Below are 12989 nucleotides of genomic sequence, written 5' to 3'. Positions count from 1 at the left end.
AGGGGGATATGTATAAGCCACATATCGGCCCCATATCACTGTCAGCAAACCCCAGCTGAAGTGCGCTGCGAGGGCCGGAAGATCCGGGCACTGGGTCTGTATTCACGTCAGAAATCGATACCGAAACGTTGAACCCGCGCTGCAACACGTTTTCATGATAGCACAAGGCGAATTGATAACTGTTCAGTATTTTGAATAATGGATATACTTCAGCCCAAGCAGAAGCAGAGCAAAGAACATGAAGATAGCCACCTGGAACGTAAATTCTCTTAAAGTTCGCCTTCCGCAGGTTCTGGAATGGCTGGCATTGAATCAGCCGGACGTGTTGTGCCTCCAGGAGACCAAGCTGCAGGATGAGCATTTCCCCGTAAGCGAGATTGCGGCTGCGGGCTATCAGACAATCTATTCTGGCCAGAAAACATACAATGGGGTCGCGCTGCTTAGCAGGCAGGCGATGAGCGAAGTCATTACCGGCATACCCGGCTTTGAGGATCCGCAAAAGCGTCTTCTCGGTGGAGTTCACGACGACGTTTGCATCGTTTGCATTTATGTTCCCAATGGGGAGCACGTTACATCCGAGAAGTATCAATACAAGTTGAGGTGGCTTGCAGCCCTGCGGGAATGGCTGCGCGAGATGTTGAGCAGGCACCGGAAGCTGGTGGTACTGGGAGACTTCAATATCGCTCCGGAAGACTGCGATGTACACGACAGCAAGTTATGGGAAGGAAAAGTCCTGTTCAGCGAGCTGGAGCGCGCGGCCTTCCGCGAAGTGCTCGATCTCGGCTTTATTGACAGCTTTCGTCTGTTCGATCAGCCTGAGAAATCGTATACCTGGTGGGATTATCGAATGATGGCTTTCCGCCGCAATATGGGTTTGCGCATAGACCACATTCTGCTGAGCCGTGAGCTTGCGAGCATGTGCACGGCTTGTGTCATAGACAAGGCTACCCGCAGGCTGGAGCGGCCGTCCGATCATGCACCGGTAATAGTGGAGCTTGGCGCCATCGCGCAGGAAAAGGACAGGAGGTCGGAATCAGAAGCCGTCATCTGCGTCTCCGCAAGCGAGGGATGAGAAGTCAGTTACAGCTCCTTGCAGATCATCTTCGATAAGAACGGGAAGGCTGACTGGTAAGGCAGCCTCAGACAGCAACGCGCGCTAGCGAATTGTACGGGGCTCGATCAGACCCATGGAGAGCGCACGTGATATGGCTTGCTGGCGATTGACAACCCCCAGTTTCTGGGCGGCATTCTGCAGATGAAAAGTTACTGTCCGTTCGGAAATATTGACGATGTTGGCGATTTCCCATCCGGTTTTACCCTCTGCGGCCCATAGCAGACATTCCTGTTCCCTTTCCGTCAGGTTGATCTTCTTCACGGGTAGCGGGCCTTTACTGAGAACAATGCGCTGCACCGCTTCATGCAGATAGCAGGTTAGCAGTTGTGCTTTACCCATTGTCCCCAGAATGTCAATCTGTGCCTCACGCGACTCCCTGGAAGTAGCCAGGCTCAACATGGCCGCTTCGCCGCGTCCTCCATGAACCGAAAAACTCGCTCCACTGACCAGTCCGCAATCCTTGGCCTCGTTCCTTACGCGCGCCTCCTTGCGCCCCTTGAAAATCTCTTTCTTCCATACGATCGGAATGGACGTTCTGGCGCAATGCGAAACCGTAGGATCGAAATTGGCATAACCTTCCTTGTCGTAATGTTTACGCCATTCCTCCGGATAACAACTGAGGATGAAGCGATAAGGACGGGTAAGAGAAGTGTTCACCTGAACACCATACAGAAAATGCTCGAATCCCATTGCCCGGGCAATGGTTGTGGTAGCGCTGTGCAATTCGTCCACCGAATCGCAATTCAGCAATGATTCGAATAAGGTCAAATTATCCATGATTTCCCTCTCATAATACTCCGCATTACGGACTGAGATATTGTATGTGAAGCCTTTACCAACCGTTCCCGCTGATTTCTGCTCCTGGCATTCCTGCTACCGGAAATGTCAACGCTTCCATCCGCGGTTATTCCTGCTCTTTCCCGCTTAATGGCAAATGGAACCGGGCCGGAGGAAATGCTTCCCTATAGCGTAAATTATCTTAACGTATCCTGACTTGACAATAATAGTAATAGTATAGGGTGACTTCGTTTCTGAACTATGACAACCATCTATGCTGAACGCTTGCCGCGTTGAATCTCCGCCGGCAGGGCGAGGACTCTTTCAGGAACTTTCAGGAATATTGTGGCAGAAAATCGGTATTTTATTTTACGGGCAGGTTAAGACATTATGCGTAATATCGGCTTTTTCAAAAGGAGGAAAAGACGGCAAAAAGAGGCACATTTCGGCGCATTCCCTGTCACTTTCCATAAGCCAGGATGGGCTTGGGCCTGCGCCAGAATTTCCGCGAATCGCTGCGTGTCGCGGTGAAACTTTTGCTGCTGCTCTCATCAGGCGCCGTGAGCATTATCTCATCGAATCGTCCGCGCCTGAACATCCTCCATAGCGGATCAAACCAGCGTCGCTCCATTTCTTTGATACTTTCGCGCCAGCCGTATGCGTCCCGATATTGGGCTCTTCCCTGCAATTCACCCAGCACCACCAGATGCCTGCCCCTCCTGACAGAAGCCTCCCACACCGTTGCGTCAACAGGAAGCGGGGCGTGTTCGATATTACACGCCGAGGCCAGCGAAACTGCAAGAACATCATTGCTCCAGACATTCGTATAGGGCGAAACAAGCGATTCAGGCAGCGTTCCGCCTCCCCAGAACCAGACGCTGTTGACTGCAAGCTCTCCGCGCGCCTCGCGAGTCTGATTCAGAGGGTGCTCGTGCAGCAACATCTGAATTTCATTGAGCAAGCTGCGCCAGAAGGTATTGTTCGCGCCGAAGGGCAGCTTGTTCCGGATATCCCGATTTACAACTTCACTCAGTAAATGGGTATGGGGCAAGGGCGGTTCCAGCAGACGAAGATACCAGCGGTCCGGTTGTAGCGGGAAGAGTCTTATCCCCTGATTTTCAGCGAAATGGCGGTTCAACAGTCCGGTGAACTGCTTGGCTTCTTCCAATGAAATGCGAAAAACATGGCTGTCGGCCAAAAGAATATGATCGCGCTCAAGGCGTAAATGTACCGGATCGGCACGGATCCAGCGACTGTTTTCCGTTGTTGTTGCTTCTCCGTCCTCTCCGCTATCGGTTTGCAGGGTAATGGGCGCAACCGGCCAATCCTGCTGCTTTGCGGCCCCAAAAGCGCGGCAAAGCCACGCCTCTATCCCCTCCGATTTATCTTCCGTGACGGAACATTTTGCCAGCAGATTCTCCAGGCCGGGCAGGGGTAGATCGCGGTAGATTTCAGGAAGCGCTGGGTCTGGCCAGAAGAGCGCCGGTACCAGCAAGTGCAGATTCATTATTCAGGCAATTCAGGCAACTTAGGCGGATAATATCAAACGTGTGGAAAGCGTGGCAGAAACAGAACCAAAACAGTACAGAAACAGCAAATAGAAAGACGAGAAAGAGACGCAGGTATCTGACCGAGATTAGGGAGGAAAGGCGAAATCAGGAAACCCGTGTTCAACCTGAACGCCTAGCCGCCAGCAATCATCATCCGATCTATGAGCAATGAACCACATTGCTTGGAACCGCGCACAATTACATCGTTTCCTGCTGCGGAGATGCCAGCCAACATGTCTTTCAGATTTCCCGCAATCGTTATTTCCTCAACCGGATAACGGATTTCTCCGTCTTCGACCCAGTATCCCGCCGCCCCTCGGGAGTAATCCCCGGTAACGTTGTTTACGCCGTGGCCGAGCAACTCGGTCACAAGCACACCTTTATCCATTTTCCTGAGGAGTTCGGCAAAAGTCAGCCCGGCGCCATTGTCTAGGACCAGGTTATGATTGCCACCAGCATTCCCGGTTGTGACAAGTCCCAGTTTGCGGGCGGAATAACTGCCGAGAAAATAGCCTTGTACCACCCCATTTTCCACTATGTTACGGTCCCGGGTCGCCACCCCTTCATTATCGAAAGGCCCGCTGCCCAGGCCTTTTTTCAGATGCGGCCGTTCGCGTATCTGGATGTCCGGCGCAAATACTTGCTTGCCGATACTGTCGAGGAGAAATGAGGATTTGCGGTAAAGACTGCCTCCGCTCACTGCCCCGACGAAATGCCCGATCAGGCTGGATGCAATGGGCGCCTCGAACAGAACGGGAACTTCGCAGGTAGTGATTTTCCTCGCGCCTAGGCGCCCGACACTGCGTGTTCCGGCTTTCTCCCCGACCGCATCGGCATGCTCCAGGTCGGAAGCATCACGCGCCACGCTGTACCAGTAGTCACGCTGCATACTGTCATCATGACTCGCAATCATCGCACAGCTGATACTGTGGCGAGAGGAAGGATAGCCCCCCATGAATCCCAGGCTGTTTGCGTAGACAAACTGTGATTCGCCCAGCGAGACGCTGGCTCCTTCGGAATTGGTAATGCGCTTATCGACTGCAAATGCAGCCGCTTCGCAGGTTTGCGCCAATTCTATTGCCTGCTCGACCGGCAAGTCCCAGGGAAAATACAATTCGAGATCGGGAAATTCGCGTGCCAGCAAGTCGGGATCCGCCAGACCCGCGCAATCGTCGGCGGCGGTATGTCGGGCAATCGAAAGTGCCGCCATAACCGTATCACTAATCGCCTGCGGCGAAAAATCCGAGGTGCTGGCATGCCCGCGCTTCTGCCCCACATAAACTGTTACTGACAATCCCTTGTCGCGGTTGTACTCTATCGTTTCCACCTGCCCCCGCCGTACCGTGACATTCTGGCCAAAACCATCTGAAACATCGGTTTCGCAGGCGCTGGCGCCCCCTTTGCGCGCATGGTTCAGGACATCCTGCGCGATTTGCTGAAGCACTGAAAACGAATAGGAAAAACGTTGTGAAGGCATGGCGTTATCATTCATAGGCGGCGACTTCAGGGAATTCAGGGAGTTCAGGGATTATAGGGATATAGGGATTATATTGAGTAGCTATCCGGCACTGCAACTTGCCCACAGGAGCGGGAGAGCAGCCCACGAGGAGTCAGATGGTGTGTCAGTGACGTATGATAGCAGTTTATTAATTTGGGAAGCACCTTGGAAGAGAATCTGACAGATAATTCCGAACGGGAAGCGCGGCCGAGCAAGACCAAACGCAAGAAGGAAATGCACGCTCTCCAGAATATAGGAGAGTCGCTTGTTCAACTCGATTCAAGGCGTCTGATCGAACTCGGCCTGTCGGACACCTTGATGGAGGCTGTACTGGAAGCGAAGCGCATAAGCAAGCACGGCGCATTGCGCCGACAGATGCAGCTTATCGGCAAACTGATGCGCGATGTTGATGCGGAACCTATTCGGAAGAAACTCGATCTATGGGGAAATTTAAGCGCCGAAAGTACGGCGCGCCTGCATCAGTTGGAACGCTGGCGCGAGCGCTTGATGGCGGACGAGCAGATGCAAGCCCTCAGTGAACTGGGGCAGAAATACCCCGATGCAGACCTGCAGCGGTTGCGCGCACTTGCGCGCAATGCTGTGAAGGAGAAGCTCGCAAATAAGTCCCCAAAAAGCTTTCGCGCATTATTTCAGGAATTGCAGAAGATCATTCCTGCTGCTACAGACGAAAGACGTAGCGAAGGAATCGACTGATCGCAGGTGCAACTTTCGAGGAGGCGCGACAGATATTTTTGGAACCAGGGCCTAAAACTTGATCCCCGTACCCACCAGCCGGGCTGAGGTTATCTTATAAGCAAACTCCGCCGGTTCAAGGCTGTCCCGCTCGTGTCCCGCTACTTCGGCCTGAGGGTACATGAAAAATGGCAGTTCGCCCAGCACGCTGTCTCGCGCCAGCCTGATATCCCTGCCGTGGTTGAACGCCACCCAGTTCATTTCCCACGAACCAAAAAGTTTTTCGCGTAGCTCGACCACTCGCGGATGTTCAATGGATAGTTCTTCATCCAGTGCCAATTGCCGCACATCCGCGGGATCCACTGGGACCCAGCCAAGGCCAGCCAGGTAAAATTCAGGGCGGCAGTGCTGGGCAGTGGTGATATCGTCGGCCTGACCAAGCGTTTTATGCGCCGCGGACTCATCGATGCGGATTCCATAATTGTCCCTCGCGGGAATGCCCGCCGCGCGTGCCAGCCCTACAAACAACGCATTCAGATCCGCGCATTTACCGCCAAGATGGCCGGTTTCCAGCATGGCTTTGATGTTACCCCGGCCACAGCCGCGTGTCGCCGGGTCGCGATAGGAATTTTCGACTACCCAGTCATATATCGCGCGTGCTTTCTGCAGCTGCGATTGGGCTTTGGCTTCCTTGGTAATGGATAGCGCAGTTTTGCGGACGATGCCATCCAGTGGGATAAATTTGGTGGGCTGCAGATAACGCTTCACGTCCGCGGGAAGCGCGCTCGAATTACCCTCCCTATAGCGCTCCAGGTTGACAGCGCGGTCCGATGTTTTGATCACGCTGCTCACCGTTACGCTGCGGGGACCACTACGGTTCCATTCAGCGTAAAACATGGGTGAGGTTGTTCCGGGAACGTTCTCGAATCTGGCGGTGCTTGCGGTCCCGCTCCAGACACTTCCCTGGGAAAATTGGTGGGGAGAATCCTCCGTATCCGGCAGCGGTAGCCACAAACGTGCTTTTTTTCCATCCCCCGGAAGATCAATTTTATAAGTTACACGATAAGTGTAGCGTCGCGGTGGAATAACTGGTTGACCAACTTGCTGGCCGAATACTGATGGCGCCATGGGAAATAATGCGGCGCTTACCCCCGCCAGTTTGATAAAATCCCTGCGTTTCATAGTCCTCTCCCTGCTATATGGTCTTGCATATCAGAATCGAAAAGTGCGAATCTAATCCCGTGGCCCATCCAAGTCAACGGGTCGATCTTCATTTTCTCTCATGATTTCCGGTTCTCCCGATCTGCTTCCTTCCATCGAGCTGGAAACGGCCGCTCATCCCACTCGTACGATCATCTGGATGCATGGCCTGGGGGCCGATGGCAGCGATTTTGTACCCATTGTGGATGAGCTTGCGCTGCCTTCCATCCCAGCCGTCCGTTTCGTGTTTCCCCATGCACCCATGAGACCGGTCAGCATCAACCGGGGAATGGTCATGCGTGCATGGTATGACTACGATATTGCCGATGGAAGCGCGGGGCTTCAGGAGAATATGGCAAGCCTGCGAGAGTCCCAGCGGGCTGTCGAAGCCCTGGTGCGCCACGAAACGCAGCGAGGGGTCAAGCCGGAGAATATCGTTCTGGCAGGCTTCTCTCAGGGGGGTGCCCTTGCGCTGTTCGCCGGTTTGCGCTATCCGGAAAAACTGGCGGGAATCATGGCGCTTTCATGTTATCTGCCAGCACCGCAGACCCTTGTGGAAGAGGCGCACCGTACCAATTTCGCCATGCCAATCTTTATGGCGCATGGTGTGGCCGATAATGTCATTCCGATAACCCTGGCTGCTGCATCGCGCGAGCAATTGCTTGGGTTGGATTATCCCGTGGAATGGCGCGAGTACGGAATGGCGCACACTGTCTGCAGGGAAGAGATACACGATATCCGTAACTGGCTGCAACGCGTGCTGACCTGAGCGGATTGTTCTCCATAATCCATCAAGGTACAGCAAGTATAATTGCAGGCCGCGTCTCTCGCTTTATCCTCCTGATGCTTCGACGGCCCGGTTACGGCCTTCACAAAATTTCAACACATACCTGAAACATTCTTCACACAGTCTTACTCTATACTGAGTAGTGTGGGGCATTTGCAAGTATTTTAATTGTGACTGGAGGAAGTGCCATGCATGCGTCTATCCAACAACAGGACGCCGAAAAGTTCCCGGGCCAGGTACGGGGATCGGCATCAGCTCAAGAAAGCACAGTGGCGCAACGGATTGCACATATCGATGATGATCCGGATATTCGGGATACGGTCAGGCGTATTCTGGAAGCAAGCGGGTATGCAGTCGAAAGTTACCAGACCATGAATGATTTCATGGTGTCGCTATGGAATTCAACCAATCCCCCCGATCTGGCAATTCTCGACGTGATGGTTGAAACAATGGATATAGGTCTGGAAGCGTATGTGGAAATACGCAAACGTTTCCCCGAGCTTCACCTGATATTCATGACTTCGCTCGGCGAGGAAATTCGCCCTTATTTCACTGGCCTCTCTGATGAGTGGATTCTGATCATGGAAAAACCGGTCGAGCCAATCAGTTTCTTATCGATCATTCGTAGCAGGCTGGAGAATAACGAACCCTGAAGCAGAATTTCCCGGAGACTTTAACCATGGCGGTTGTCGAGTTTTCCTGGAATCTGTCCGACAGAAATCGCTTCGCGCTTTCCGGAGTGGGGACAAATGGCGCCAAGCTCAGCGATGAAGTATTAATCAATAATGCTCGATGGTTTATTATCTTTCGATGGGGCGTTATCGGGGTTCTTCTGCTTTTTCAGGTATTCGCGCTCATTGCCTCGGATGAGCTTACGAAAATCGGCATTACCCACCAGCAAGGATGGCCGCTTGCGATAACGTTGGTATTATTCATTGCAAATGTCATTTACATTCAAGCTCTGGATTTCCAGCGGCACACAAAATATAACTCGCCCGCTATAAATATCTGGGCTCAGATCATTGTCGATCTTCTGTGTCTGTCGGTAGTCGTGCATTTTATCGGCAGCATCGCGACTCCGGCCCCCTTCTTTTACGTGCTGCATATAGCGCTGGCAATCGATCCTGGTATATCCGTTCTGAGTCCGCTCAAGATCAATATTTTCCTGTGGATGTTTACGCTCGATGTGCTCTTTATCACTGTCTGGTATGTCGTCTCAAGGCTGGCGATTGTAGTGCGCATTCATGAGCACAACCTTGTCGATGCCTACGAGGAAATCAGGCGTGCGCAAGTGGAGAAAGACCGTTATGCGGTGCTGATGACACATCAACTCAAAGCCCCGCTCGATGCTATCCGCAGCAAGATAAACCTCATAAAAGGAGAATATTGCGGCGAGGTATCGCCCGAAATAAGAGAAGTGATATCGAAGATCGATCATCGTGCTTCCGGCATGGCCGCCCTCATTCTGGATGTTCTCAAGCTGGAACGGTTGAAAGCCGCTGCGCGTGACAACAATGCAAGAGAACAGATCAGCATTGAAAGAGTGATCCACAAATGCATTGATAAATTAGGGCCGATCGCCAGTTCCCGCCATATCGACGTAAAGGTATCGCTCCAGGACTTCGTCGTTGAAGGTATTCCCAATCAGCTTGAAATACTGCTTGAGAATGTCATTTCAAACGCTATCGCTTATTCATATGACAACACAACGGTAGAAATTGTAGCTGCCGTTGAAGGCGCAGGTTCATACGGTACCGTAACCGTTATCGATCATGGGATAGGGATCGGCGAAAAAGATCTGCCGCATATTTTCGATGAATACTTTTACACTCCGCGGGCGGCACTGCATAACAGGACTTCGAGCGGAATAGGCTTATCGATCGTCAAGACCGTGGCCGAAAACAACAAACTACAGATCAGGATTTCCAGCGAACAGAATGCCGGGACAACTTTTTCCGTTATTTTTCCCACGATAACCTCGGTATCCATTCCTGAAACGGGGGCGCACTCTGGAGTCCCAAGTTCGCATCTTGTAAACTCACAAAGCCGCTCACTCGACTCCGAGAAAGACGGAAACGAACTCGCTTCCACTCATTGAAATGTGCCCTCTCCCATGGGGGCGGAGAGAGAACAGGGGATAGGGAAGGCAAAGGAAAAGGTTGGGGGAGCATCACGACATCGGTTCCGACACCCATTTCTTTCTCATGATCTTGATCTGGCCCTTGTGTGTCTTGCTATCCAGCCGCTTTTTCTGGGAACTCGCCGTCGGCCGGGTCGGCTTGCGTTTTCGCGGCAACTCAACGATGCTGTCGACAAGTTCGTGCAGGCGTCTTAAGGCTTCCTCGCGGTTTTTCTCCTGGCTGCGATACTGCTGAGCCTTGATAATAATCACGCCTTCGCGGGTTATACGCTGATCGTGGAGCTTCAGCAAACGCTCCTTATGGATATCAGATAGCGACGAAGCGGTAATATCGAAGCGTAGATGAACGGCGCTCGATACCTTGTTTACATTCTGCCCGCCGGCACCTTGCGCGCGAATTGCCTTTATTTCGACCTCATGATCGGGAATATCTACTTTTCCGAAAGCTGCCATCACTTTTCCTGCCCGCTGCCCCATTCAGGTGAGAACGCTCTTGGCGCAAAACCGAAATCGCTGGTCGCTTCCGTATGGTCAAAACACAGATCGACATTCATTCGCGTTGCCATTTCGGTTGTGAGCTCTTGCTTGCCGGGGAGCAGCATGGCTGAACGTATCGCCAATCGGTAGAGCCACAGGGGGGCAATCAGGAAATGTGCAGGCTTGCCGAGCGAACTGAAAATTTTCTCCACCATCTGGCGGTAGCTTAAAGTCTCACCGCCGCTCAGGTTGTAGGCCTTATTGAAAGTCAGAGGCTGGAAGAGCGCCGTCATGCACGTTTGCGCGAGATCCGCTGCATGGATCGGTTGCCGCAGCCCGGCAGCTTGTCCAATCAATGGAAAAAAGCCGTAACGACGGATAAAGCTTGCAATTCTCGTAATATTCTTGTCGCGAACACAATCATAAACCAGTGTTGGACGAAATATCGTCCAATCCATTCTGGACGCGCTGCAAAAGCGGCAAACAGCCTCTTCCGCTTCCGCCAGCCGGGTTGCCACCTTTCTTTCTGCCGCATGGGCTGAATGCGATTTACTAAACACGCTGGTGGAACCGAAGCCGATCACGCGTTTCAGTTGAAGCGTATTCGATACCGGCAGCAGCGGCGGGAGGAGCCAGAGCGGGGCGAGATGAATGAGAATTTGCGCGTTGACGTCAGGTATCTGTGCCGGCTCGCTCATGTCTGCCTGATGCCAGATCAATTTTACATTAGAAGGTAGCGCTTCTGCCGGCCGCCGGCTGATCGCATGAACCTCATAACCGGCATCCAGCAGGTTTGGCAGCAGGAATTCCCCGATAATACTGGTAGCGCCTGTAACCATGATTTTATGGCGGGAGCCCGGATCAGCCATTTGATTTTTTAGCGCGGGAAGCAGTGCCGTGGATTCCACAGGATTGAATCGGGATCAGAAAAGGTCCTGGAAACAGACTGTAGATCTCACCTTGATTGCGCCAGTCTCCCCATATACTGCATGCAATAAATTGCGGCTATCGCCCCGAAACGCAACCATATTCCCGCTGCTACCAGCCACATCAAAGCGCCGGGATATTCCTGCCGGAAGAACTTGCGATAGAAGCGCATCATTCCCCTGTGCTTGTGCCATTCCACGAATATCGGCCGGGATCTGCTGCATGTTCCCTTATGGTGCACTACCGGCGCATCAGGCACGAAAAGTATCTTCCAGCCTTTTTCCCGGAAGCGCATGCACCAATCGAGGTCCTCGCAGTGAAGAAAATAACCCTCATCCCATGAGCCAACGTCCCGGATTGCCTCCTGCCGCACCAGCATGAGTGCCCCGGAAATAGCCTCCACTTCGAGTGGCCCCGGCGGTAAAGACTGCTTGTGCAGGTGAAAATCAAAAAACAGCCGGGGCCAGTAACGCTCGAGGCGGTACAAGCCAAAGGCACGCACAAGGGAGCGCCAGGGTGTCGGTACGGCACGGCGTCCTCCTGCCTGCTCGGTCCCATCCTGATTAGTTAAAAGTCCACCCGCCATACCGGCCTGAGGGCTCATTTCCAATACATGGAGCAGACGCGGTAATGAATTTTTACTCAGGATGCAATCGGGATTGAGAAACAAAACATGAGGCTCGCAAGCAGCTTTGGCCCCGATGTTGCAGGCTGCGGCAAAACCGAGATTAGCTGTATTGCGGATAACCCTGAGTTTCGGTTCGGTGGGAAATTGTCCCGTGCAGAGTTCGAGGCTTCGATCCGAGGAAGCGTTGTCCACTATCAGCACTTCAGTCACCTGTGACAGTGCCGATTCAACACAGTCCACCAGGGTCTGCCCGGCATTGTAATTGACGATTACGACTGAGATGCAAAGGGGATTCGAATTATCATCCATCTCGCCTGGCAGTTCTTCCGCGTAAAACCCTTCTTCCTTCAAAATCTAAGCCGCATAAATCCTTTATCTGCTTTATTGAAGGAAAGCCACTATGTGCGCGACACAAGCAACCATGAGGGTGATTATGCTCCTGAAGTACGATTTTTGAATCAAGCTTCAAATGGGTTAATCACATCCACCCCTGTCGGGGCAAAATGTTGAACATTCCTGGTAGCAACCTTCAGACCATGAGTCAGGGCTGTCGCGCAATCAACAAATCAGCACTATCATTTCCTAACCGGGCTGAAAGGTTTCCCCAACGCCGGGCTATAGTGGATGTAACCGGTAATACGCGGTCGCCGTAGAGAAGCAATAAATCTTCAATCCATCGCGTGAGTAATGCGGCGAACGCGGGGTCGGCGGTTCGTTTCTTTTCGATGCCGCGTTCGATTCGCCAATACTTACAACACTTAGAAACAAATCAGTGTCCTGATAACCCTTGAGCCAGCGAATGACCTGAGGAGATGTGTCACGTTTGCGGAGTTCTGAAAGAACAACCGTGCCCAGGAGGATCATGAGAAATCCACGTCCCGCAGTGCCGGAGAAGCACGATCGATATCGGCTTCGTCTTCTCCTTCCTTCTGCTTGGGTATCGCCAGCAGGTGAGCGACAAAGCCGGGAGCTGCCACATGTGCACTACGTTGCAGAGATTCGAACGCTTCCTCGGAGAGAACGACCACTGCCGGCTTGCCGCTACGGGTAATATGCTGCGGTTCACCCCGCAAAGCCGCATCCACTAGCTGGCTAAATTGTGTTTTTGCATCCTGAAGCCGCCATTGGCTTGAACGCATTGATTCCCCTAACTGGTCAGATTATCTAGTCTGATTATGATCGGTTTCGTAGGCAACAA

Annotated in this window: 13 protein-coding genes; 5 read left to right on the top strand and 8 right to left on the bottom strand. The window is 52.6% G+C overall.

Features of this window, described 5'->3' with window-relative positions:
- Positions 1 to 238 precede the first annotated feature (238 nt).
- The gene (gene xth, locus BMY01_RS10625) at positions 239 to 1072 is read left to right on the top strand and encodes an exodeoxyribonuclease III (RefSeq protein WP_074746966.1); all 834 of its coding nucleotides are present in this window, start codon (positions 239 to 241) and stop codon (positions 1070 to 1072) included.
- An 84-nt stretch (positions 1073 to 1156) separates the two neighbouring features.
- Here the strand turns inward: xth and BMY01_RS10620 are convergent, their stop codons facing one another.
- The 3 genes from BMY01_RS10620 to pmbA all read right to left on the bottom strand — a co-directional run bounded on the left by BMY01_RS10620 (position 1157) and on the right by pmbA (position 4918).
- Positions 1157 to 1891 carry a LuxR family transcriptional regulator gene (locus tag BMY01_RS10620; protein WP_074746964.1) on the bottom strand — a complete coding sequence of 245 codons (735 nt, stop codon included), beginning with the start codon at positions 1889 to 1891 and terminating at the stop codon, positions 1157 to 1159.
- A gap of 460 nt (positions 1892 to 2351) precedes the next feature.
- Entirely contained in the window at positions 2352 to 3398 is a 1047-nt protein-coding gene (locus BMY01_RS10615) for a phosphoglycerate mutase (protein ID WP_074746962.1), read from the bottom strand.
- Positions 3399 to 3574: 176 nt separating this feature from the next.
- Positions 3575 to 4918: a metalloprotease PmbA gene (pmbA, locus tag BMY01_RS10610; protein ID WP_254772698.1), complete on the bottom strand. Its 1344-nt coding sequence runs from the start codon at positions 4916 to 4918 to the stop codon at positions 3575 to 3577.
- 186 nt (positions 4919 to 5104) lie between these two features.
- Here pmbA and yjgA point away from each other — a divergent pair, with 186 nt between their 5' ends.
- Positions 5105 to 5653, top strand: a complete 549-nt coding sequence (gene yjgA, locus BMY01_RS10605) for a ribosome biogenesis factor YjgA (RefSeq protein ID WP_074746957.1) — start codon at positions 5105 to 5107, stop codon at positions 5651 to 5653.
- 51 nt (positions 5654 to 5704) lie between these two features.
- On the opposite strand, the gene BMY01_RS10600 is transcribed toward yjgA, so the two are convergent.
- The gene (locus tag BMY01_RS10600) at positions 5705 to 6814 is read right to left on the bottom strand and encodes a transglutaminase-like domain-containing protein (protein WP_074746955.1); all 1110 of its coding nucleotides are present in this window, start codon (positions 6812 to 6814) and stop codon (positions 5705 to 5707) included.
- A gap of 100 nt (positions 6815 to 6914) precedes the next feature.
- Here BMY01_RS10600 and BMY01_RS10595 point away from each other — a divergent pair, with 100 nt between their 5' ends.
- The 3 genes from BMY01_RS10595 (at position 6915) to BMY01_RS10585 (ending at position 9717) form a co-directional block, all read left to right on the top strand.
- A complete protein-coding gene (locus tag BMY01_RS10595) occupies positions 6915 to 7601 on the top strand; it encodes an alpha/beta hydrolase (RefSeq protein WP_074746953.1) in 687 nt (228 codons plus the stop codon).
- A gap of 206 nt (positions 7602 to 7807) precedes the next feature.
- Positions 7808 to 8272, top strand: coding sequence for a response regulator transcription factor (locus tag BMY01_RS10590; protein WP_074746951.1), 465 nt, complete (start codon positions 7808 to 7810; stop codon positions 8270 to 8272).
- A gap of 26 nt (positions 8273 to 8298) precedes the next feature.
- Complete coding sequence (locus BMY01_RS10585; protein ID WP_074746949.1) at positions 8299 to 9717, top strand: sensor histidine kinase; 1419 nt, start codon at positions 8299 to 8301, stop codon at positions 9715 to 9717.
- Positions 9718 to 9789: 72 nt separating this feature from the next.
- Here BMY01_RS10585 and arfB read toward each other — a convergent pair whose 3' ends face one another.
- From arfB to BMY01_RS10560, 4 genes are all read right to left on the bottom strand, one after another.
- Entirely contained in the window at positions 9790 to 10212 is a 423-nt protein-coding gene (gene arfB, locus BMY01_RS10580) for an alternative ribosome rescue aminoacyl-tRNA hydrolase ArfB (protein WP_074746947.1), read from the bottom strand.
- Positions 10212 to 11105 (bottom strand): SDR family oxidoreductase, encoded by an 894-nt coding sequence (locus tag BMY01_RS10575; RefSeq protein ID WP_074746945.1) that lies wholly within the window; start codon positions 11103 to 11105, stop codon positions 10212 to 10214. Before BMY01_RS10575 ends, arfB begins: the two co-directional genes overlap by 1 nt.
- A gap of 86 nt (positions 11106 to 11191) precedes the next feature.
- The gene (locus BMY01_RS10570; RefSeq protein ID WP_074747065.1) at positions 11192 to 12100 is read right to left on the bottom strand and encodes a glycosyltransferase family 2 protein; all 909 of its coding nucleotides are present in this window, start codon (positions 12098 to 12100) and stop codon (positions 11192 to 11194) included.
- Positions 12101 to 12651: 551 nt separating this feature from the next.
- Positions 12652 to 12930, bottom strand: a complete 279-nt coding sequence (locus BMY01_RS10560; RefSeq protein ID WP_074746943.1) for a type II toxin-antitoxin system Phd/YefM family antitoxin — start codon at positions 12928 to 12930, stop codon at positions 12652 to 12654.
- Positions 12931 to 12989 lie beyond the last annotated feature (59 nt).

This window comes from Nitrosospira multiformis (genome assembly GCF_900110185.1).
Taxonomy (GTDB): Bacteria; Pseudomonadota; Gammaproteobacteria; order Burkholderiales; family Nitrosomonadaceae; genus Nitrosospira; species Nitrosospira multiformis_A.
Note: the sequence above shows the minus strand (reverse complement) of the source record. Positions and strands in the feature narration are given on the sequence as shown.